This is a genomic window from Pseudomonas fluorescens (assembly GCF_019212185.1).
Taxonomy (GTDB): domain Bacteria; phylum Pseudomonadota; class Gammaproteobacteria; order Pseudomonadales; family Pseudomonadaceae; genus Aquipseudomonas.
The window spans coordinates 2,165,482-2,187,269 of sequence record NZ_CP078138.1; the positions used below are offsets into that span (position 1 = coordinate 2,165,482).

19 protein-coding genes and 1 pseudogene are annotated in these 21,788 nt (G+C 61.5%); 8 read left to right on the forward strand and 12 right to left on the reverse strand.

All coding sequences use genetic code 11. The features are described from left to right. Nucleotides 1-115: 115 nt before the first annotated feature. Together phnX and KW062_RS09765 are read right to left on the reverse strand one after the other, a co-directional pair. Entirely contained in the window at nt 116-943 is an 828-nt protein-coding gene (gene phnX, locus KW062_RS09760) for a phosphonoacetaldehyde hydrolase (protein WP_027618786.1), read from the reverse strand. 52 nt (nt 944-995) lie between these two features. Beyond that, nucleotides 996-2,105: a 2-aminoethylphosphonate--pyruvate transaminase gene (locus KW062_RS09765; protein ID WP_027618787.1), complete on the reverse strand. Its 1,110-nt coding sequence runs from the start codon at nt 2,103-2,105 to the stop codon at nt 996-998. A 109-nt stretch (nt 2,106-2,214) separates the two neighbouring features. On the opposite strand from KW062_RS09765, the gene KW062_RS09770 reads away from it, so the two are divergent. Continuing rightward, a complete protein-coding gene (locus tag KW062_RS09770; protein ID WP_027618788.1) occupies nt 2,215-3,075 on the forward strand; it encodes a LysR substrate-binding domain-containing protein in 861 nt (286 codons plus the stop codon). Between the two features lie 12 nt (nt 3,076-3,087). Here KW062_RS09770 and KW062_RS09775 read toward each other — a convergent pair whose 3' ends face one another. Beyond that, on the reverse strand, nt 3,088-3,960 hold the full coding sequence (locus tag KW062_RS09775; protein ID WP_027618789.1) for a LysR family transcriptional regulator: 873 nt from the start codon (nt 3,958-3,960) through the stop codon (nt 3,088-3,090). A gap of 289 nt (nt 3,961-4,249) precedes the next feature. Between KW062_RS09775 and KW062_RS09780 the strand changes: the two genes are divergently transcribed. Both KW062_RS09780 and KW062_RS09785 read left to right on the forward strand, forming a co-directional pair. After that, nucleotides 4,250-5,575: an MFS transporter gene (locus KW062_RS09780; RefSeq protein ID WP_027618790.1), complete on the forward strand. Its 1,326-nt coding sequence runs from the start codon at nt 4,250-4,252 to the stop codon at nt 5,573-5,575. Nucleotides 5,576-5,653: 78 nt separating this feature from the next. Next, the gene (locus KW062_RS09785; protein WP_027618791.1) at nt 5,654-7,045 is read left to right on the forward strand and encodes an FAD-dependent oxidoreductase; all 1,392 of its coding nucleotides are present in this window, start codon (nt 5,654-5,656) and stop codon (nt 7,043-7,045) included. Nucleotides 7,046-7,051: 6 nt separating this feature from the next. Here KW062_RS09785 and KW062_RS09790 read toward each other — a convergent pair whose 3' ends face one another. Next, nucleotides 7,052-8,917 (reverse strand): type VI secretion system Vgr family protein, encoded by a 1,866-nt coding sequence (locus tag KW062_RS09790; protein ID WP_105755345.1) that lies wholly within the window; start codon nt 8,915-8,917, stop codon nt 7,052-7,054. A gap of 218 nt (nt 8,918-9,135) precedes the next feature. Between KW062_RS09790 and KW062_RS09795 the strand changes: the two genes are divergently transcribed. Further along, the gene (locus KW062_RS09795; RefSeq protein ID WP_027618792.1) at nt 9,136-9,840 is read left to right on the forward strand and encodes a YebC/PmpR family DNA-binding transcriptional regulator; all 705 of its coding nucleotides are present in this window, start codon (nt 9,136-9,138) and stop codon (nt 9,838-9,840) included. Between the two features lie 51 nt (nt 9,841-9,891). Here the strand turns inward: KW062_RS09795 and KW062_RS09800 are convergent, their stop codons facing one another. Both KW062_RS09800 and zapE read right to left on the reverse strand, forming a co-directional pair. Beyond that, nucleotides 9,892-11,205 carry a leucine-rich repeat-containing protein kinase family protein gene (locus KW062_RS09800; protein ID WP_105755344.1) on the reverse strand — a complete coding sequence of 438 codons (1,314 nt, stop codon included), beginning with the start codon at nt 11,203-11,205 and terminating at the stop codon, nt 9,892-9,894. A 71-nt stretch (nt 11,206-11,276) separates the two neighbouring features. Next, on the reverse strand, nt 11,277-12,413 hold the full coding sequence (zapE, locus tag KW062_RS09805; RefSeq protein WP_105755343.1) for a cell division protein ZapE: 1,137 nt from the start codon (nt 12,411-12,413) through the stop codon (nt 11,277-11,279). A gap of 323 nt (nt 12,414-12,736) precedes the next feature. On the opposite strand from zapE, the pseudogene KW062_RS09810 reads away from it, so the two are divergent. After that, a pseudogene (locus tag KW062_RS09810) lies at nt 12,737-13,018 on the forward strand (spore coat protein U domain-containing protein); the annotation flags it as partial. Here KW062_RS09810 and KW062_RS09815 read toward each other — a convergent pair. Then, nucleotides 13,015-13,770 (reverse strand): anti-sigma factor family protein, encoded by a 756-nt coding sequence (locus KW062_RS09815; RefSeq protein WP_105755342.1) that lies wholly within the window; start codon nt 13,768-13,770, stop codon nt 13,015-13,017. The pseudogene KW062_RS09810 and the gene KW062_RS09815 sit on opposite strands and share 4 nt — an antisense overlap. Further along, entirely contained in the window at nt 13,767-14,273 is a 507-nt protein-coding gene (locus KW062_RS09820) for an RNA polymerase sigma factor (protein WP_027618803.1), read from the reverse strand. Before KW062_RS09820 ends, KW062_RS09815 begins: the two co-directional genes overlap by 4 nt. A gap of 158 nt (nt 14,274-14,431) precedes the next feature. Between KW062_RS09820 and KW062_RS09825 the strand changes: the two genes are divergently transcribed. Beyond that, nucleotides 14,432-15,517 (forward strand): catalase family peroxidase, encoded by a 1,086-nt coding sequence (locus tag KW062_RS09825; RefSeq protein WP_027618804.1) that lies wholly within the window; start codon nt 14,432-14,434, stop codon nt 15,515-15,517. Then, nucleotides 15,514-16,056 carry a cytochrome b gene (locus KW062_RS09830; protein WP_105755341.1) on the forward strand — a complete coding sequence of 181 codons (543 nt, stop codon included), beginning with the start codon at nt 15,514-15,516 and terminating at the stop codon, nt 16,054-16,056. The genes KW062_RS09825 and KW062_RS09830 overlap by 4 nt, the downstream gene beginning before the upstream one ends. 126 nt (nt 16,057-16,182) lie before the next feature. Here the strand turns inward: KW062_RS09830 and KW062_RS09835 are convergent, their stop codons facing one another. Next, entirely contained in the window at nt 16,183-17,334 is a 1,152-nt protein-coding gene (locus tag KW062_RS09835) for a M14 family metallopeptidase (protein WP_105755340.1), read from the reverse strand. 510 nt (nt 17,335-17,844) lie between these two features. Further along, the gene (locus tag KW062_RS09840; protein ID WP_027618807.1) at nt 17,845-18,186 is read right to left on the reverse strand and encodes a DUF6124 family protein; all 342 of its coding nucleotides are present in this window, start codon (nt 18,184-18,186) and stop codon (nt 17,845-17,847) included. A 130-nt stretch (nt 18,187-18,316) separates the two neighbouring features. Between KW062_RS09840 and KW062_RS09845 the strand changes: the two genes are divergently transcribed. Further along, nucleotides 18,317-18,982 (forward strand): LexA family protein, encoded by a 666-nt coding sequence (locus tag KW062_RS09845; protein WP_027618808.1) that lies wholly within the window; start codon nt 18,317-18,319, stop codon nt 18,980-18,982. 42 nt (nt 18,983-19,024) lie between these two features. Here KW062_RS09845 and KW062_RS09850 read toward each other — a convergent pair whose 3' ends face one another. After that, entirely contained in the window at nt 19,025-20,968 is a 1,944-nt protein-coding gene (locus tag KW062_RS09850; RefSeq protein ID WP_105755339.1) for an acetyl/propionyl/methylcrotonyl-CoA carboxylase subunit alpha, read from the reverse strand. Next, nucleotides 20,968-21,783 carry a gamma-carboxygeranoyl-CoA hydratase gene (locus KW062_RS09855; RefSeq protein ID WP_027618810.1) on the reverse strand — a complete coding sequence of 272 codons (816 nt, stop codon included), beginning with the start codon at nt 21,781-21,783 and terminating at the stop codon, nt 20,968-20,970. The genes KW062_RS09850 and KW062_RS09855 overlap by 1 nt, the downstream gene beginning before the upstream one ends. Between the last annotated feature and the right edge of the window lie 5 nt (nt 21,784-21,788).

The following is a 21,788-nucleotide window of genomic DNA, read 5'->3' on the forward strand; positions in this document are numbered from 1 at the left end:
GTGTTGGGATCAGATCAAGCTTTTGTCAGCCTCCGAGGGCTCTGATACGGGGATTGGGCGTAAATGAAAACGCCAGCCGTTATCAATGGCTGGCGTGATTGACAAGTGCTCGCATTCAGCTGCTTTGCGGCATCTCGCCCCGGGCCAGGCGCTGGTTGATATCAGCGATGACCTGCGGCAGATCGGTGATGGTGTCGATCATGTAGTGCGGGCGCGAACCTTCGAACAGACCGTGAATACGCGTGCGCTCGCTGGCCAGGGTGTCGCTGGCCAGGGCGCGGTAACCCTCATACGTCAGGCCCAGGGCATTGCCCGAGCAGATCAGCGCCACGGTCCACATGCCGGCGCGACGGCCTTCGAGAATGCCCGGCACGGTGTCGTCGATCTTCACGCAGGCGGCGACGTCGTCGATGCCCAGGGCGATGACGTTGGCCAGGGCCTGGGCTGGCCATGGGCGACCGTTGGGCACTTCGTCGGTGGCGACCACATGATCGGCAATGTAGCCATTGGTCGCGGCCAGTTCGACGACCTTGTCCATGACCTGCTTCGGATAACCGGAGCATGAACCGATCTTGATCCCCTGCTGACGCAACTGGGCGATGGTCTCCAGGGCGCCGGGAATCAGCGCCGAGTGTTCGGCGATTTTTTCGATCTGCAGGGGCATGAAGCGCTGGTAGATGGCGGTCACGTCATCGTCGGTCGGGGTGCGGCCGAAGACCTTGCGATAACGTTCTGCCACTTCCGGCTGATCGCACAGGGTGCGAATGTGGTCCCACTTGCCCATGCCCATTGGCCCGCGGGCCTCTTCGATGGAGACCTGGACGTCAAACTCGGCGAACGCTTCGACAAAAATCTGGGTTGGGGCGAAAGAGCCGAAATCGACCACGGTGCCGGCCCAGTCGAGGATGGCGGCTTGCAGTTGGGTTGGGTTGGTGTAGTTCATGGTGAGTAAGTTCCTGAGCGAGATGGCGGTTTTATGCAGGATTGGGTGTGAATCAGATATCCAGGACTTCCATTTCCCGCAGCACGTCGGCCACCGCGGCGACGGCAGCTCGCATCTCGGCGCCGTTGACGTGGCCAATGCAGCCCACGCGGAAGGTTTCCACCTGGGTCAATTTGCCCGGATAAAGGATGAATCCCTTGGCCTTGACCCGTTCGTAGAACTCCTTGAACTGATAGCGCGGGTCCTTCGGCGCATGGAAGGTGACAATGATCGGTGCCTGGATCGCCGCTGGCAGGAAGCTGCGCAGGCCGAGTCGGGCCATTTCTTCCAACAGCACCTGGCAATTGGCGGCGTAGCGCTGATGGCGCACGGCCAGGCCGCCTTCTTCGTTGTATTGCAGCAGGGCTTCGTGCAGCGCCGCGACCACGTGGGTAGGCGGGGTGAAGCGCCATTGCCCGGTCTTGGCCATATAGCTGTGCTGGTCGAACAGGTCCATGGCCAGCGAATGAGAGTTGCCGGCGGCGCTGGCCAGCGCGGCCTTGTTAGCGAAGACGAAACCCATGCCGGGCACGCCTTCCAGGCATTTGCCGCTGGCGGCGATCAAGGCGTCGAACGGCACCTGCTGCGCGTCGATCGGCAGCGCGCCGAAAGAGCTCATGGCGTCGATGATCAGGCGTTTACCGTGGCGAGCGATGACCTCGGCGATTTCCGGCAGGGGATTGAGGATCCCGGTGCTGGTTTCGCAGTGGATCAACGCCACGTGAGTGATGCTGTTATCGGCCTGCAGCAGGCGGTCGACGTCGGCGGCAGTGGTGGGTTCGTCTTCGGCGGTTTCAAAGGTACTGAACGAGCGACCCAGCACTTCGCAGATCTTCGCCAGGCGCTTGCCGTAGGCCCCATTGATCAACACCAGCACCTTGCCATCACGTGGCACCAGGGTGCCGATTGCCGCTTCGACCGCGAAGGTGCCGCTGCCTTGCAGGGGCACGCAGTGGTGGCTGTCGGCGCCGTTGACGATGGCCAGCAGTTGTTCGCACAGGCTGGCGGTCAATTGATTGAAGCGGTCATCCCATGAACCCCAATCAACCATCATCGCCTGACGGGTGCGGGCCGATGTGGTCAGTGGGCCGGGGGTGAGCAGGATCGGTTCGGCAGTACTCATTCTCGTGTCCTCGCGTTCGATGGGATGAAGCTACGGGAGATAAATTGCAATTTGCGCTGCCATCAATCAAATTGTTTGTTGTTATGCCAGCCATCAGTGAGGCTTATTCATGAACCTGTTCCAGTTGCGTGCTTTTGATGCGGTCGCCCGTGAAGGCAGCTTCACCCGGGCCGCGAGCCGCCTGTTCATCAGCCAGCCGGCGGTGACGGGCCACATCAAGGCGCTGGAAGAGCACTACCAGATCACCTTGTTGCGGCGCACTGCGCGACGGGTCGAATTGACCGAGGAGGGGATCAAGCTGGCGGCGATCACCCGGGCCATGTTCGGCCTGGCCGATGAGGCCCAGGTGCTGCTGGAAGCCAATCGCCAGTTACTGACCGGGCGCCTGGAGGTCGCCGCCGATGGTCCGCACATGGTCATGCCGATGCTTGCCAGCCTGCGTGCCCGTTATCCGGGCATTACCGTCAACCTGCGGCTGGGCAATGCCCAGGAAACCCTGGCAGCGCTGCTGTCGGAACACGCCGACGTCGCCGTGCTGACCGAAGTCGATCCGCGCAAGGGCCTGCATTTGCAGGCGCTCACCGAATCAAGGATGTGCGCGTTGGTGCCGCAGGGACATCCCTGGGCGCAAGCCGAGGGGGTGGCACTCAAGCAACTGGATCAGGTGATCATGGTCTTGCGCGAACCGAGTTCGATCACCCGTCGCACATTCGACGAGGCCTGTGCCCAGGCACGCATCAGCCCACGGGTGCTGCTGGAACTGGACAGCCGCGAGGCGGTGACCGAAGCGGTGGCGGCGCAGTTGGGGGTCGGGGTGGTGGCATCGGTGGAGGTCAGTCCCGACCCGCGGGTGTGCGCTGTGCCGATTGTTGGCGAAGGGCTGCTCAATCGCCACTTACTGGGGTGCCTGGAGCGCCGTCGGGACTTGCGTCTGATTCAGGCGTTTTTTGCCTTGGCACCTGCAACTTAGGGGCTGACTCTGTTACTCCAGGCTTTCGCGGACCATTTGCAGGAACGTCGCCACCACCCGTCGTGAGCTCTGTTCGCGCAGGCAGACCAGGGTCTCGGTCAGGCGCCGGGTGCAGTCGATGATCGGCAGCGCGCAGACCCGCGCGTCGGCGCCAAACTCGGCGGCCGACACCACCCCCACGCCAATCCCCACCACCACCGCCTCGCGGGCGGCTTCGCGGCCTTCCACCGAGATCGCCGGGCGGATGCGAAAGCCGGCTCGAGCCATTTCTTCTTCCAGGGTCTGGCGGGTCACCGAGCCGACTTCGCGCAAAACCAGTGGTGTGTCATCCAGGTCCGCCAGGCAGATGGACTCGCGATCTGCCCATGGGTGATTACGCGAGACGAAGGCAACCATCGGATCGTCGCGCAGAGGTAACGACAGCAGGCGTTCGTCGCTGACATCGCGGCCGAGCAACGCCAGGTCAGCCTGATAGTTGAACAGCCGAAACAACGATTCGTCGGTGTTGCCGGTTTCAATCTTCACGCTGATGCCGGGGTAGCGCTCGCAGAAGCGGGCGATCTGCGGCAGCACGTGCACCGGCGCATCCACCGCGAGGATCAGGCTGCCGGTTTGCAGAGCCTGGGAGTCTTGCAGCAGTTCGTGGGCTTGCGCTTCGATGACGAACAGGCGCTGGGTGATATTCAGCAGGCGTTCGCCCAGGTCGGTGAGGCGTACCGAGCGTTTGTTGCGATGAAACAGCAAAACGCCGAAGCGTTCTTCGAGTTTGCGCACTTGATCGGAAATCGCCGGTTGGGTCAGGAACAGGCGTTCGGCAGCCTTGGTGAAGCTGCCATGCTGAGCGACCGCATGAAAAGCCTTGAGCTGGGTGTGGGATACCGACATCGGAAGGCCTCTTACAAGCTGTGCTTATATTTGAAATACGATAAATCGATTTCACTTATTAATCAGTAATTGTTTTTATCGCTGTAACTGTCGCCGACGGGTCGTTCGACTTGCGGTGATGGCCATGATCCTGGCGCGCATGGAAATCTCGAGACAGGGATGGAACAGGACTCATCTGACCGGTAAGGCTTCAATGAAAGAGGTCTTGCCGCAGTGCTTAACAATAAAAACACAGGCGTTTTGCTTTCTGAATCTGCCGGCACACTCACACCCTGAGGTCAGATCCACAATGAATAAGCACATCGGCTCCATCAAGCGTTGGCGCGTGCAAATCTTCGCCATCACCTGGCTCGCATACGCAGCCTTTTACTTCACTCGAAAAGCCTTCTCGGTGGCCAAGCTGGGTATCGGCGAGGACCCTACCTTCCACCTCGACAAAATGGCCATGGCCAACCTTGATGCGATCTACCTCGCGGCCTATGCCGTCGGGCAATTCGCCTGGGGCATGCTCGCTGACCGCTTTGGGCCACGGGTGGTGGTGCTCGGCGGGTTGTTGATTTCCGCTGCGGCGGCAGTGGTGATGGGCAGCTTCGCCACCTTGCCGATCTTTGCCACCTGCATGCTGATTCAGGGCCTGGCGCAGTCCACCGGCTGGTCGGGGCTGTGCAAGAACATCGGCAGTTTTTACCCCGCTCAACAGCGAGGACGGGTACTGGGGCTCTGGAGTTCGTGCTACGCCTTCGGCGGGCTGGTGGCATCGCCCTTTGCCGGATGGTGGGCCTATACCTACATCGGCAGCTGGCACGCGGCGTTTATCTCCAGCGCGGTGGTGGTGGCGTTCGTCGCGCTGCTGTTCTTTATCTTTCAGCGCAACAAGCCCGAAGACGTCGGCTTGCCCGCCGTTGAGCCGGAACCGCAGCTCAGTGCCGAGGAAGTCCAGGCGCAAGGCAAGGTCAGTGTATTGGCGCCGCTGCGAGACATTTTGCGCAATCGCACGGTACTGACCCTGGGCCTGGCGTACTTCATGCTCAAGCCGGCGCGTTACGCGATCCTGTTATGGGGACCGGTGATTGTCTTCGAGCAAATGCCCTCGGTGGGCAAAGTCGGCGCTGCGATCATTCCCACCGCGTTCGAACTCGCCGGCTTGCTCGGGCCGATCCTGCTGGGCCTGGCCTCGGACAAATTGTTCGGTGCGCGGCGCATGCCGGCCTGTGTCCTCAGTCTGTTGGCCCTGACGGTTACCCTGGCGCTGTTCATGGGCGCCCTGCATACCGGCAGCGTACTGTTGGTGGTGGCGCTGTTGTTTGTCATGGGCCTGACCCTGTATGGACCGGACTCGATGATCAGCGGCGCGGCGGCGATTGATTTCGGCACCGCCAGGGCTGGCGCCACGGCCGCAGGTTTCGTCAATGGCTGCGGCTCGGTGGGCGCGATTCTGGGCGGTCTGCTGCCAGGTTATTTCGACACCGTCACGGTGTTCATCGTGTTCGCCGGTTGCGCCATGTTCTCCGCGCTGGTGCTGATTCCACACTGGAACAGTCGGCCGGCCGCGCTCAGGACCGATAACGCCTACGTCCCCAACACGCCAATGGCGATCAAGCCACTGCGCACCTGATCCCGCTGTCTACAGATCCTGTTGACGGCCATGATCTGGTCGTCGGCGGGGCTGTGCCCACGAAACAGGAGATAGACCATGAGACCCTTTTGGCTTGCCCAGGCACTGGACGCCGAAACATCGGCAGCCAGCTCACCCCTGGCCGGTGATACCCACGCCGAGGTGTGCATTGTCGGTGGCGGTTACACTGGCTTGTGGACGGCGATCATGCTCAAGCAGCAGCAACCCGACCTCGATGTCCTGTTGATCGAGGCCGATATTTGCGGAGCCGGCGCCAGTGGTCGCAACGGTGGTTGCGCGCTGTCCTGGTCGGCCAAGTACTTCACCCTGGAGCGCCTGTTCGGCGTCGAGGAGGCAGTGCGACTGGTCAAGGCGTCGGAGCAGAGCATCCATGCCATCGGGGCTTTTTGCGAACAGTACGCGGTGGACGCCGACTTTCGCCTCGACGGTACGCTCTACACCGCGACCAATCGCGCCCAATGCGGGGCGACCGACAGCGTCATCAGTGCGCTGGAGCGACAGGGCATCAATTCGTTCAGCAAGCGTCCGCTGGCCGACGTACAGCGCATGGCCGGTTCGAGTCAGCACCTGGAAGGTTGGTTTTCCCCGGCAGCCGCCAGTGTGCAGCCGGGCAAACTGGTGCGTGGTCTGCGGCGGGTGGCGTTGCAACTGGGTGTGCGGATTCATGAAAACACCGCCATGATCGGCCTTGAAGAAGGCCGCCCGGCAGTGATCAAGACACTGCTCGGGCGGATTCGCGCGGGGCGCGTGGTGCTGGCGATGAACGCCTGGATGGCCCGCGCCTTTCCGCGTTTCGAGCGCAGCGTGGCGATTGTTTCCAGCGACATGCTGATCACCGAACCGCGTCCGGATTTGCTCAAGTCGATTGGCCTGACTAGCGGCGTGACGGTCCTCGACTCGCGGATTTTCGTGCACTACTACCACAACACCCCGGATGGCCGGATCATGCTCGGCAAGGGCGGTAATACCTTTGCCTACGGCGGCAAAATGCTGCCGGTGTTCGATCAGCCGTCTCCCTACGCCGGATTGTTGCGCACCAGCCTGGCGCAGTTCTTCCCGGCATTCGCCGAGGTGCCGGTGGCGGCCACCTGGAACGGACCTTCGGATCGCTCAGTGACCGGCCTGCCGTTTTTCGGGCAAATGAGTGCCAGCGGCAATGTGTTTTATGGCTTTGGCTACTCCGGGAGCGGTGTCGGACCCTGCCACATGGGCGGGCAGATCCTTTCGTCAATGGTGTTGGGCCTGGACAACCCCTGGACTCGATCGCCGCTGGTCAACGGGCCACTGGGCTACTTTCCGCCGGAACCGATTCGCTACCTGGGTTCGCTGATTGTGCGCAATGCGATCCGCCGCAAGGAGCGGGCGGAGGATCACGGCCGGCGACCTCGGCGGCTGGACCAGCACCTGGCGAAGTTTGCCGCCGCTGCTGGCAAGGCCGACAAGGGCTGATGAGCTTCACGTTGCCTTGCCGGACGGCGGCAACAGCCATTCGAACAGCAGATGATTTTCCGCGCAGCGCTGATGCCGCTCGGCCGACCTGGCGCATTCGATAAGTGCCAGGCGTTGCCGACTGTCCCAGTGTTGCCGGACATATTCTGCCAACAGCACGCAGTGTCCCGAATACATGAGGCAAAGTTGCTCGGGAGTGCGCGCGAACTCGGACGCCAGGCGGGTCTTCTGTTGGACGCTCAGCGCGAGTTCGCCATGCTCCGAACTGGTGCCGTGGATCAAAACGTCCTTTTGCTCGAGACTTCCCGCACGGGTGATACCTGAGTCGGGCATGCGCACGATGTACCAGGGCGTATCAGCCAGGCGGTCGCTGGTCGCCGGCGGTCGTTCAAACAGATAAATCTCACTGCGCCATGGTTGCTCCGGTGCCGGGTTGGCTTCATCGGTGACGGCTGGCTCCGAGGCGCCGGCCGAAAGGCCATCGAGCATCGGGCCGGACAAGGTGATGCTGTTCGGATTGATGTGCAGCACATTGCCATTGGCGGCAAGACTGATGGACTGCGGCTCCTCTCCGGCGCAGGCGTAGGTGTCTGTCGCACACAGCACCGGTCGATCGGGATCTCCCTCAAGGAAACTGACGTGAACGTCGCTCCCGGCCTTCGGCAAATTCGCCTGTCCGCTGCCGCTGTGGATGACTGGTAGCCATACGCCCTGGCCAGCGTGCCCATCAGGATGCGTTGGCCACAGCTGGACCTGCAGGCGATTGTTGTCGTCGAGGCGCGCCGGTTCGATGACGCGGCCAATCTGCAAGCCGTTGATGCAGGGTTTTGCAGCCTTGAAGGGTGGGCGGAACTCGGTCGACCAGGGAATGGCCTTGAAGCGATTGTGGTACGCAGCGGTGTGGCCGTCCTCCGGCATCTGGAAATGGTGCTGCAGCTCGTACAGCAGCCATTGGTCATTGAGCGATGCCCGTGGATGTCCGCTGACTTGCAGGATGCGTCCGGTACTCATGGCTGCGTCGGTGCTGCGTCCGTCGATGTGTTGGTCAAGGCAGCGCAGGCGCTCCAATTCGCGTCGTCCCAATTGGTTCTGGTGGGCTTGCGCGGGGCTGAGGCGCGCACCGGACGGGGGCGCGGCGCAGTGAGACTGATTGGCCGCTTCGTCAAGCGTGAAGGGTGCGCCGTGGAAATCAGTTCGGCGCAAAGTGGGGTGTAGTACATCGTGGGGGCGGCCAAGGGATTGGGTCAGTTGCTGGATTACCGGCGGATGACCATGGACCGCGCCAGGATCAAAGCGCGTCTCGAGGGGCTGCCGAATGAAGCTGCCACTGTCCTCGGCAAACACCAGCACATGCTGCTTCGGGTGGTGTTCAAAGTGAAAATGAATGCCTTCTTCTTCGCACAACCTGTGCAGCAGTTGCAGGTCGCTTTCAGCGTACTGAATGCACAGTTCACGAGGTGGGTAGACGCCGTGAGGCAGATCGAAACGGTAGCTGTCCTCTGGTAGCTGGTGCTCTTGCAGCAAGCATCGCAGGATCTGCGGGACACTCGATTGCTGCCATATTCGACGCCGCCGGGGCTGGTCCAGGACCCGCAGATGAGGGCCAAGCATCAGGCGATAGCCGACGTGCTGCGGACCCTCGTAATACCGGCTCGCACTGTGAATGGTGCCGTGAATCATTGCCTGCGCAGTCAGCGCGAGAAGAGCAGGTTGATGCAGTGATTGCTGCAGTTCCAGTGCCGGGCCCGCCACATCGATCTCAAACTGGTAGAGCTGGTTGAGGGCTTCGCGACCGCTGAAACGGCGCACCATAAAGCGCTGGGCGGTGGTGGTGAAGGTCAGGGTAGGGCGGCTTTCCATGTCGTTGAGCATCAAACTCTCTTCTGCCGTGAAGTTCGGGCATAGAGGTTACGAAACAACAATCACCAATAGTCAGTCCGGGACCACATTTCAGAAAAGCCCTACAACTGCGTGTGAATATGTCGATCACAGGATTAACTTTTTGGTCGATTGCCAACTTCTTGCCGTATAAACTGGCGCAAAGCGTCGGCCAATAGATGTCTCGGCGCCACTGATCAAGAGAGTGAGTAATGGGCGCACAGTGGAAGGTTAAACACAAAGAAGCGGCAGCCAACGCCAAGGGGAAAATCTTCGGCAAACTGGTGAAGGAAATCACCATTGCTGCGCGTAACGGTGCCGATATCTCGACCAACGCGCATTTGCGCCTGGTAGTTGAACAGGCCAAGAAAGCCTCGATGCCCCGTGAAACCCTGGAACGTGCGATCAAGAAGGGTTCGGGTCAGTTGGGCGAGACGGTCCAATACCACCGTGTGACCTACGAAGGTTTCGCGCCGCATCAGGTTCCGCTGATCGTCGAGTGCGTGACCGACAACATCAACCGCACCGTCGCTGAAATCCGTGTGGCCTTCCGTAAGGGCCAGCTGGGCGCATCCGGCTCCGTGGCCTGGGATTTCGACCACGTCGGCATGATCGAAGCCGAGCCGGCAAACCCGGACGCCGATCCGGAAATGGCCGCCATCGAAGCGGGTGCCCAGGATTTCGAACCGGGCGAAGGCAACGCCACCCTGTTCATCACCGAAGCCACTGATCTGGACGCGGTGCAGAAAGCCCTGCCGGACCAGGGTTTCACCGTATTGTCGGCCAAACTGGGCTACAAGCCGAAGAACCCGGTCAGCGGCCTGACCGATGCGCAGATGGAAGAAGTCGAAGCCTTCCTCGAAGGGCTGGACAACCACGACGACGTGCAGGACATGTTCGTCGGTTTGGCGGGTTAATTCCCTCCGACAGGCTGGAGCGGGTGATCCCCGCTCCACGTTTGCCACCGTTCAGGCTGAGCGTAATACCGCCTGGATGTCCTTGAAGCAAGGTCGTGCCAGTACCTCTGGCTGACAGCAATCTTCCTGCAATGCCCACAACGCCTGACGTCGCTCGTTGCTCAAGCCCGAGTCGATACGTTCCAGCAATTCCCCCAGCAAAATCCCGAAGGCGCGCACTTCGATGCGTTGCAGCGCGCGGGTTTCCAGGGTGTCGGCGGTGGCATGGAACGAGGCCGCGCCGAAGTCGCCCAACAGGCAGTCACCGTGCTCGTTATACAAGGTGTTGTGGCCGTACAGGTCGCCATGGGTAATGCCTTGCTCATGCAAGTGTCCGGCCGCCGAGGCGATGCCGCAGGCGATATTCAAGGCTACGGATGGGGCGAATCGAGTGCCAGGGGCATACAGGTCGCGGCTGCAGGAGTCCAGGCTGGGCAACGCTGCCAGATTGCGATAGTTCGGTGCGATCAACTGCATCACCAGTCCCGCTTGCTGCCGGGGATGGTCGACCACCCGCCCGAGTATGCGAATCAGGTTTGGGTGCAGGCCTGCGGTGACGCAGGCCTGCATTTCATGCAAGGGCGAACCGTCACTGGTCATCTGCCCTTTGTAGAGCTTGACCGCAACCTGTTGCGCCGCTGCCTCGGGCGGTTGCCAGGCTGCCTGGTGAATCACCCCCGAGGCCCCTTCGCCCAGGCATTGGCCGAGGGTCAATTCGCGCCAGGGAATGGGCGCGGTATTGGCCAGCGCGTCTGTGTTGCCCTGCGATTCCAGCGGATTGCCGGCGTACGCCAGCCAAGCCAGCGCCGGCAGGGTCAGTAACCACTGTGGCAGTTCGCTCAGGCGGTTGGCGGCAATGCGCAACAGCTCCAGCTTGTGGCACTGACTCAGGCTCGACGGCAGTCTCTGCAGACGATTGCCGGCGAGCATCAGCTTTTGCAACTGCGGTCTGGCGCCCAGCTCGTCCGGTAACTCGCTGATGCAGTTGTCGGTGAGGATCAGCCAGCGCAACTGCGGCGGCAGTGCGGCGGCGGGCACCCGTTCAAGGCGATTGGCCTTGAAGCCGATCATGCTCAATTGCGCACATTGGCCCAGGCAGGCGGGCAGCTCACGGAACTGGTTGTCCGAGCAGAACAGCACGCGCAAGTGAGTCAGCCGATACAGGTCGTCGGGCAGCCGGCTCAGGGCGTTGCCGCTGAGGTTGAGCACTTCGAGCGAGTCTGCCAGGTTGAAGATGTCCTCGGGAAACTCGGTCAGGCCGCACGCCAGGTCCAGTCGTTTGATGCCTGCCAATTCGCCGGCGCGCAGTTGTGCAAGGGTATGCATGGACAGATCCAGCCAGTGAGAGCCTAAAAAAGTGCCGGCATGATACCCCCCGGCACCGGGGGCAGGGTGGCTTATTGTCCGGCGGTGATTTCCACCAACTGGCCGAGACGGCTACGGGTGCGCGCGAGATCGATGGCGTCACCGCCCAGGTGTTCACGCAGTGCGCGCTGACCCAGCAGGACCAGGCGTTTGTCCTGGTCGTAAAGGACGTCGATGAGATTGATGAAGCGTTGCTGGATGGCGATCGGGCAGTCAGCCAGATCCGGCAGTCCGTCGACGATCCAGGTATCGAAACGTCGGCACAGCTCCAGGTAGTCCATGACGGCCGTGGGTTGTTCGCACAAGTCGTTGAAGGTGAAGGCGACGGTACGTTGGGCACAGTAACGAGCCTGCAACTGGCGGGTGCCGACTTGCAATGTGATGCTCGTCGCCTCGGCGGGGGGCAACAGCAGGACCTGGCGCTGGTTCGCAGTGCCGGGCCAGACGTACTGGCCCTGGGTAAACACCTGCTGGGAATGGTTGCGTACCTGGCTGCGATAGTCGTGGGGGCCGCCGACTTCCATGACCTGCATGCGCGCATTGATCAGGTCGATCACCGGCTTGAACCGCGCATGGTAAAGCGGGTTGGGCAGCAAGCCCTGGGGCGGGTAGTTGGACGTGACCAGCAGCAGGATGCCGCGCTGGAACAACGCCTTGAACAACCGCGTGATGAGCATGGCATCGCCAATGTCGTGGACGTGGAATTCGTCGAAACACAGCACCCGGCATTGTTTGAGCAAATCATCCAGGGTATCGGCCAAGGCATCCGGCGAGCCCTGGTGGTTGAACATGCCCTGGTGCAGTTGGGCGAAAAAATCATGGAAGTGCAGGCGCTGTTTTTCCTCGACCGGCAGTGCCTTGAAGAATCCGTCAAGCAACCAGCTCTTGCCCCGGCCCACTGCGCCATACAGGTACAGGCTGCGGGGCACCTGGCCCGGTGCAGCCGTGGCGGGCAGGGCGCTGGCCAATTGCGCCATGCATTCGATCACCCGTTGCTGGCTGTGGCTGAGGGTATAGCCCTGGGACTGCGCCTTGTGTCGGAAATAGTCGTGAATCAATCGGCCATTGGCGCCGTTGTGGGGGGCGCGTCTGAAGGCGTTGCGCAACAGTCCGCGCAACGCCGGCCAGCGTGCGGTGAATCGTGAGCGATCAGGCGGGCGAACGGTCAAGGGTAAGTTTCCCTACGGGTTTTGCGGGCAATGGTAACCGCAGGCATAAATGAGCGGCCAGTGGCAGGACGCGGGCCTGCCAAGAAGTTGAACAAAAAACAGCTGTTGGTACAGGGTTAGCGCATGGATAACCCTGGATTTTACGCGGGACTGGGTACGAAATCACAACGCAGCTCTGTCGGAATTGGTGGCGCGGACTGGCGGAATAAATCTGGATTGCTAACCTGCAACGTGTTCCCCCTCAAAAGGATTGAGGCCGTGAAAGGATCAATGGTCTTGGCTGTCGCCAGCGTGACGCTCGGCGCAAGCGCGATGGCCTGACCGACAGCCTGATCACCGCGCCAAATATTGCCTTCGGCAGCGCGCCGGTGGTCAGCGCCTTCGTTCCCGTCACCAGCCAGACCATCCACCTCGCCTGCACCAAGGGCAGCGCCTACACCGTCGGCCTCGACGACGGCGAACATCCGGTCAGTGCAGGCGGGCGGCGGCAGATGAGTGCGGGCGAACAATTTCTCGCTTACGACATCTTCAAGAGCGCCGGCACCACCCGTTGGGGTAAGGTCGGCAATTACCTGGACAACGTAGTGCTGGATGTCGGTTTTTAAAAATTCAGCGTTTGCTCGATGATCCGCGTCGCCGGGTCCCGCGCTTCACTGACCATCGCGTAGTTGTAACCCGCCCCGGACCAGTACTGCGCCTGCAATTCACCGTCACTGCGACTGCCCTTGGGCAGCAGGTTGTTGCGCGGGCCGGGCGGACGAATATAGAAGCTGATCTTGCGCCCGCCCTGGTCTTGGTACATGACCATGGCCGCCGGGCCCTGGTCGGTGCTGAGCAGGCGTCCGCTGACCGGTCGAAAGCCGGAACTGGCAAGGTCCGGCAAGCGATTGGCCTGGGCGAAGTAGTGATCCAGCCAGCCTTGAATATTGCCTTCGTCGCTGACCTTGTAGTCGGCGGGCAGGATGCCCAGTTGGGCGAACAGTCGGTAGGCCTGCAGGGCATCGGTCATCGGCAGGGTCGAGGCAAGGGGCAGGCTCATCTGCCGCGCTTGCCAGCCACTTAAGCCACCCACACCCAGCGCCAGCAACAGCATGGCGGCGCTCGCCAGGTGGCGCCGCGACTGACGCTGGCGGCGCTGGCGAATCAGCGTCGGGTCGAGTGCCGGGTTGTCAGGTTGTTGCAGCGCTCCACCGAGGGCTGCCCGCAGCTGCTGCGCGTCCTGTTGCCAGGCGCGAACTTGTCCGGCCATCTGCGGATTGGCCACCAGGTAGGTTTCCACCAGGCGCCGGTCGGCATCGTTCAACTGATGGTCAACGTAGGCGTGCAGGTCGTTGATGCTGGGGGGCATGCTGATCATTTGAGTATCCGCAGGGAAGGGCTGCTGATTTCACCGTCGCTGAGCTGGCGCAAGGCCTGGCGGGCACGGGACAGACGCGACATCACGGTACCGGTGGGCACCTGGAGAATCTCGGCCACTTCTTTATAACTCAAGCCCTCCACCGAAACCCAGAGCAACAGTGCACGTTGCTCGGTGGGCAGGCGGTCGAAGGCTTCCAGGGTGCTTTGCGCGATCACGGTGCGCTCCAGCGACGGCTGTGGCTCGTCGCGGCCGGTGAAGAATTCGAGCATGCGCGCATAGCGCCGCGAACGGCGATGGGCATCGAGAAACTGCCGGTACAGAATCGCAAACAGCCAGGCCCGCAGATCACCTTCCGGGTGTTTGCCACCCCAACTCGACAAGGCGCGCTCCAGGCAGGACTGCACGAGGTCGTCGGCGCTGCTCGGATTACGCGTCAGTGACACGGCAAAACGCCGCAGCCTGGGGATGAGTTCACGTAACTGTTCGTCGAAAGGATTCATGGTGGTCGGGCCAGACACTACGCTTGGGACGAGAGAGACGCTTGGCCATGAAGATTATTCCCGCGTCGAAAAAATAAACAGCGGGCCAGGGAATAAACCTGCGCGGCCTGCGTCTGCCTTGTCCTTGCCACAAGCCATTCTCGGCCCCGGAGTGTTCCATGGTAGATCCTGCACCGCCGCGCGACAGACAACCCTTGAGCTTCATGAGCCTGGCCCTGCGCCTCGCCGGAATCGGCGTGGTGGTTGGCGGCCTCGCGGCGGCTTTCGCCTACGTTAATGGCTCGCTTGACCCACAGCGCCTGACGCCCGATGCGTTGGTCAATGTCCTTGAGAAGAACGGCGGCGTTCATCAGGGCTTTCGCCGTAACCACGCCAAAGGCGTGTGCGTGACCGGTTACTTCGAGAGCAGTGAAGAAGCACGGGCGTACTCCACTGCCCAGGTCTTCAATGCGCCGCGCACCCCGGTGGTCGGGCGCTTTGCCTTGCCGGGCGGCAATCCCTACGCACCCGACAACAGTGTACCGATCCGCAGCCTGGCGCTGCGCTTCAATCAGGCGGACGGCCAGCAATGGCGCACTGGCATGAACAGCATGCCGGTGTTCCCGGTGGGCACGCCTGAGGCGTTCTATCAATTGCAGCAGGCACAGTCACCGATGCCCGCCACCGGCAAGCCCGATCCCGCCGCCGCACCGGCTTTTTTTGCCGCGCACCCGGAAACCGGCCCCTTCCTGCAATGGGTCAAGACGGCCAAGCCGTCGGCCAGCTACGCCACCGAGACCTACAACGGGATCAATGCGTTTTATCTGGTCAATGCGGCCGGCCAGCGTCAGGCCGTTCGCTGGGGCGTGGTGCCGATCGCCCGGGACGGCGCTGTGAGCGGCCCGCCCCAGGGCGCCGACTTCCTCGAAAAGGACTTGCTCGAGCGGCTGCGGGCCGGCCCTTTGCGCTGGCAGTTGCAGATCACCTTGGCCGATCCGGGCGACCCCACCGACGACGCCAGTAAAGCCTGGCCGGCCACGCGCAAAGTCTTGAACGCCGGGACTCTGGTGCTGCAAGGCAGCCAGGCGCAGAGCAGTGGCGAGTGCCGGGACATCAACTACGACCCGTTGATTCTGCCCAGTGGCATCGAAGCCTCGAAAGACCCTTTGCTCGCGGCGCGTTCGGCGGCTTACGCCCGTTCGTACCTGCGACGCACCAGTGAAGTCAGCCAGTTGCCTGGCGTTAACCAGGAGGCGGCACAATGAGTGCGCAACCGAAGCATTTCGCCGCAGTCGCAAGGCTGCTGCACTGGCTGATGGCCGTGATGATCATCGCCATGTTGTTTATCGGTGCTGGCATGGTGGCCTCGGTGTCCGAGCGCCATGAGTGGCTGATCCACCTGCACAAGCCGCTGGGCGTGGCGATCCTGCTGCTGGTGATCGTGCGAATCTTCGTGCGCTTTGCCACCCGCCAACCGCCATTGCCGGCCGACTTGCCGGGCTGGCAAGTATTGGCCGCCAAGGCCTCCCATCTGCTCCTGTATGGGCTGATGGTGGTGCTGCCCTTGCTGGGCTGGGCGATGATCTCGGCGGCGGGCGACCCGGTGACCTTGGGGGGCGCCGTGCAGCTTCCGGCAATCGTGCCGGCCAATGCTTCGCTGTTCGCCTTTTTGCGCAAGGCCCATGGCTATCTGGCGTATCTGTTGTTCCTCACGGTGTTGTTGCACCTGGCCGCAGCGCTCTTTCACGGTTGGGTACGGCGTGACGGGGTGTTGCAGAGCATGTTATCGGGCAAGGATCACTGATCGGGCAGGGCGCTGCGTTCGGAGGATGGGCGGTTGCTGGAGCCGGAGGATTGTCGGCGGATTGCGGCGCAGTGAAATGCGCCTGGACGTGATCCTTGCCCAGGATCACGTCCGCAGGCGGTTTTCTTAGCGCAGGGTACCGACCATGTCCGCCACTGTGGTCAGCACATCCTTACCCAACTGCATCGAGCGCTTGCCCGACCAGCCGGTATGGGGATTCGGATGATCGTCGTGGTCCTTGAACGGCATTTCCAGGGTCAGTGACAGGCAGTCGAACTTCTGACCGACGCTGTTGCAGGCCAGGGTCATGTTGGCTTTTCCCGGCTCGTCGCGCGTGTAGCCGTACTTGGTCTGGAAGTCCTTGGTGGTGTGTTTCAGGTGGCTGCGGAAATGCTCTTCGAGCTTCTCGATGCGCGGCGTGTAGCCTGGGTTGCCTTCGCAACCGGCGGTGAACACGTGGGGGATTTCCTCGTCACCGTGGATATCGAGGAACAGGTCGACGCCGTATTTCTCCATTTGCTGCTGGACGAAAAACACTTCCGGGCTGAGTTCCGGGCTGGCGCTCTGCCAGGCGCGGTTGAGGTCCTGGCCCATGGCGTTGGTGCGCAGGTGGCCATGGAAGGCGCCGTCCGGATTCATGTTCGGCACCAGGTACAAATCGGCGCTGGCCAGAAGTTTGTTCAGAGTCGGATCGTCGTGTTTTTCCAGGCGCTCAATGACCCCTTCCATGAACCACTCGGCCATGTGCTCGCCGGGGTGCTGCTGGGCGATGATCCACACCTTGCGCTGACCCTCTGCGCCGTTGCCTTTGCGCAACAATTGAATGTCGCGACCCTCGACGCTCTTGCCGGTGGCCAGCAATTCGGTGCCGGCTTTGGTCAGCGCCTGGTCGATCAACCAATCGTGGCGCCCACGGCTGTAGGGTTCGAAATAGGCAAACCAGGCGTGGGTGGCGGTGGCTTCGAGGCTGAAGCGCAGGCAGTCGCCCTCGAAGATGGTTGGTACACGGAACCAGTTGACGTGATCGTAGGAGGCCACCGCCTGATAACCGTCCCAGGCCTTGTTGTAGGAGGACTTGCTGGCATTGCTCAGGCGAAACCAGTGATCCTGGCCCACGTGCAGGCCGCTGGCCTTGAAATGGAACCATTGAAAGTGCGGGCTACGGGTGTCGGGCTTGATGGCGAGCAGGGGTTGCAGGGGATTGCTGAGGTCCAGCACTTCGATGTTACCGCTGTCGAAGTTGGCGGTGATTTCAAGGGGACGCTGAGCCACGGTCATAATCTCATCCTGAATATGATTGTTATGGCGCTACTTTACACGGGCGGGGGGGAAAACCGAGGGCATTTACGGGAATAAAAGGGGGGGGCGTCGTCCTTGACGCCGCCGCAGCTTAGTGTTTATGCGATTGATTCTCAAGTGCTATTTTCGATGGGTTTTGGGCGGCTTGTTGCAAAAAGGTGCTCTTTTGATATCATTCGCGCCATCGAATTTAGCAACACCAGTCTTCATTAGCCTGAAGCCAAAGCCAGAATAACTGGCAAAAAAAAGACCCGGCAAAAAGCCGGGTCAAAAACCGTGATTAGCCTGATGAGGAGATATTCCAAGAGTCCGACCTAAGGTCCCTTGGTCTATCCAACTGATCTCGCGACCAGTTGCTTGCAATAATAATCATTATCATTTGCAAGTCAAACCTTTTTACCCGTCTCCCGGGAAATAATTTTTCCTGTCGTTGAACCCTGAGCCCAGGATCGACCCTGATCCGGCCATTCTCGCTTTCATTTCATCTCGTTACTTGTGGCTGTCGGCTTCAAGGGACCTGTCCACCATGGCTTTCGCCATATCGACCATATGCCCGATCGACAACGCCAGGTCGCGACCCGCACCGTGTCGGCTATCTGCTGTTTCATGGGCAATGGCGGCCGCACAACGCAGCAAGTCGGAGGCGTGGATCAGGGCTTCCTCGCGGCCGACATGCCGGCTCACTGCGAAAAAGCGTTCGCCGCTGGGCGTCTCTGAAACAATGGGTTTCAAGTAATAGTCGAGCGCCCGCTGGGTGGCTGCGCAATCCTTGAGAGCGGTGTAATCGATCGCGACGTCGGGATCGGCCGGCTCGTTACTGGGGTTATCCATGATGGGGTAGTACTCCGTGGGTGGGGCGAATGAGTGGGAAAGATAGTAGTACTATTCGTATTCATGACCACAAATTAAATACTACAATATGTGTGTTGAGGGTCAGGTTGCGCGAAGTATTGTTCCGCCCATGGATAAATGGATAGAGCTGGTCAAGGCCAGGATGAGTGAGCTCAAAATCACTCAGGAAAAACTCGCGGAGCGTCTCGCTATGTCACAGGGTGGCGTCGGGCATTGGCTCAATAAAAGGCGCACCCCCAGTCTTGAAGACATGAACCGTGTGCTGCAGGAGCTGGGCCTCGGCTCGCTCGAGGTCGCCATGGTGATTCGCGAGCGTGCAGAGGCGCTGGACGACGCCCTGGAAAATGAGTCCGCAGTCGCCCTCGCGCAACGTTTCAACCCGTATTTTCGCTACCCGGTCAGCGACTGGCGGACGTTATCGGAGGTACGCGAAACGCCACCGTCCGGTATCAGCAAGCAGCGTACCGAACTGTCGGATTACCACGCCGTGGGGGCGGCATTCTGGCTAGTGGTCGTGGGGGATGCGATGACGGCGCCCAGTGGCACCAGCATTGCTAACGACATGCTGGTCCTGGTCGATCCCGCCGTGCCGGCGGAGCCAGGTAAACTGGTGATTGCGCAATGGGCCCATAGCGCCGAGGCGACGTTCCGCAAGCTGAGTGAAGAGGGCGGTGAGCGCTATCTCGTACCCTTGAATCCGACGTATCCCAAAGTCCTGTTCACTGAAGACTGTCAGATCATTGGTGTAGTGGTGCAGGCCACTGCCAGGTTCTAACCAGACAGGTCCCTCGTCACGGGACCTGCCATTCACACTCCGTTATTCCAGCTCGACCAACGCACTGCCTTCGTTGACCATCTCGCCTTCCTGGCAATACAGCGCCTTGATCACCCCATCCTGGGGCGCACGAATGCTGTGCTCCATTTTCATCGCTTCAAGCACCACCAGTTGCGCCCCGGCCTCGACCTTTTGCCCAGGCTCTACCAGAACCCGGACGATGCTGCCGTTCATCGGTGCGGTCAGGCCGCCCTGATGGCCGTGGCTGGCTTCCACGGCGGCAATCGGGTCGTACGCCGTGATGCAGCGCAATTCACCCTGCCATTGCAGGTACAGGCGGTTTGCCTGACGAATGGCTTGCACCTGATGCCGCACCCCTTCGACCTCGAGTTGCAGGTGCTCACCCTTGAGCTGTGCGGTGCCGGCGACAACCAAAGTGAGGGCGCGGTCTTCGCTTTCGCAGCTCAGGTGCAGGGTCGTTTCAGCAGGCAATCCCAGGCGTAAGCCAGTGCCGCTGGCCCAGGGCGAGCTCGGATCGTCGTGGCGCACGCTCGGCGCCTGGCTTTGGGCGAAAGCCTGGGCGGCAGCCTGCCAGAATTCATCACTGAGCGCTGTAGGCGCTGGCAGTAATTGTTCCTGATAGCGTGGGATAAATCCGGTATCTAGTTCAGCTGCAGCGAAAGCCGGGTGAGCGACGATTCTGCGCAGGAAAGCGATGTTGGTCTTCAAACCGCCAATGGCGAACTCATCGAGCATGCTGAGCAAGCGCAGGCGTGCCTGTTCGCGGTCTTCACCCCAGGCAATCAACTTGCCCAGCATCGGGTCATAGAACGGCGAAATCACATCGCCTTCCTCGACCCCGCTGTCGACGCGGCGCCCCGGGCCTGCGGCGGATTCCCGGTACAGCGCCAATTGCCCGGTAGCCGGCAGGAAGTCGTTGCCAGGGTCTTCGGCGTACAACCGCACTTCAATCGCATGCCCGATCAGCGGCACCTGGGCCTGGGTGATGGGCAGCGCTTCACCCTGGGCGACGCGAATCTGCCAGGCCACCAGATCCAGGCCCGTGATGGCCTCGGTGACCGGGTGCTCGACCTGCAGGCGGGTGTTCATCTCCATGAAGAAGAACTCGCCACGCGAATCCAGCAGGAACTCCACCGTGCCGGCACCGACATAACCGATGGCCTGGGCGGCACGCACCGCCGCTTCGCCCATTGCCTGGCGCAACTCGCGGCTGAGGCCCGGGGCCGGCGCTTCCTCGACGACTTTCTGGTGCCGACGCTGAATCGAGCAATCCCGCTCGTTGAGGTACAGGCAGTTGCCGTGTTGATCGGCAAATACCTGGATTTCCACGTGACGCGGCTTGAGCAGGTATTTCTCCACCAGCATCCGCGAGTCGCCAAACGATGACAGCGCTTCACGCTGGGCCGAGGCCAGGGCTTCGGCCAGTTGGCTGACGTCCTCGACCACTTTCATGCCTTTGCCGCCGCCGCCCGCCGTGGCCTTGAGCAACACCGGGTAGCCGATACGCTCGGCAGCGGCGCGGAAGGTTTCCAGGTCCTGGGCTTCGCCGTGGTAACCCGGCACCAACGGTACGCCAGCCGTTTCCATCAGGGCCTTGGCCGCGGATTTGCTGCCCATGGCATCGATGGCTGACGCCGGGGGGCCGAGGAAAATCAGCCCGGCGTTTTCGATGGCGAGGGCGAAGCCGGCATTTTCCGAGAGGAAGCCGTAGCCGGGGTGAATGGCCTGGGCGCCGCTGGCCTTGGCCGCAGCGAGCAGTTTGTCGATTTGCAGGTAGCTGTCAGCGGCCTTGCTGCCGCCCAAGTCGACCCGGATATCGGCCTCGCGGCTGTGCCGGGCGTCACGGTCGGTGGCGCTGTGGACGGCGACCGTAGTCAAGCCCAGGGCCTTGGCCGTGCGCATGACCCGGCAAGCGATTTCGCCACGGTTGGCCACCAACAGGGTGGTGAGGACAGGTGCGCTCATCAACGCGACTCCTTGGTGGTGGTTTCAGGCTGCCAGCTCGGCGGACGTTTCTGCAGAAAGGCGCGCAAGCCTTCCTGGCCTTCGGGGCTGACACGAATCCGCGCAATGGCGTTTTCGCAATAGCGACGCAGCGCCGGGTTGAGTGCACCGCTGCCGACTTCACGCAGCAACTCTTTGCTGGAACGCATGGCTTGTGGGCTGTTGAGCAACAGATTGCTGATCCAGGCCGCGACCTGGGCTTCTAATTGCTCCGACGGATAGCTCTCGCTGAGCAGGCCGATTTCCTGGGCCCGTACGCCGCTGAATCGCTCGGCGGTCAGGGCATAACGACGCGCTGCACGCTCGCCAATGGCCTGTACGACAAACGGGCTGATCACCGCAGGAGCCAGGCCAATACGCACTTCCGAGAGACAGAATTGCGCGTCATCGGCGCCAATCGCCATGTCGCAGCAACTGATCAAGCCCAGCGCTCCGCCGAAGGCCGCACCCTGGACTACCGCCAGGGTCGGGATCTTCAGCTTGGCCAGGTTGTACATCAACTCGGCGAGCTCGCGGGCATCGTCGAGGTTGGTCTGATAATCAAGCTCTGCCGATTGCTGCATCCAGGCCAGGTCTGCGCCGGCACTGAAATGCTTGCCGCGACCGCGCACCAGCAGGAAACGCAGGCTCGGATCGGCCTGGACTTGGTCGAGGGCGAGAATCAGCTCGCGGATCATCTGGGCGTTGAATGCGTTGTTCTTGCTTTCGCGACTGAGCCAGAGCGTGGCAAAGCCACGGGCGTCGGTCAGCAGTTCGAGGGTATTGAAGTCGCTCATGGTTT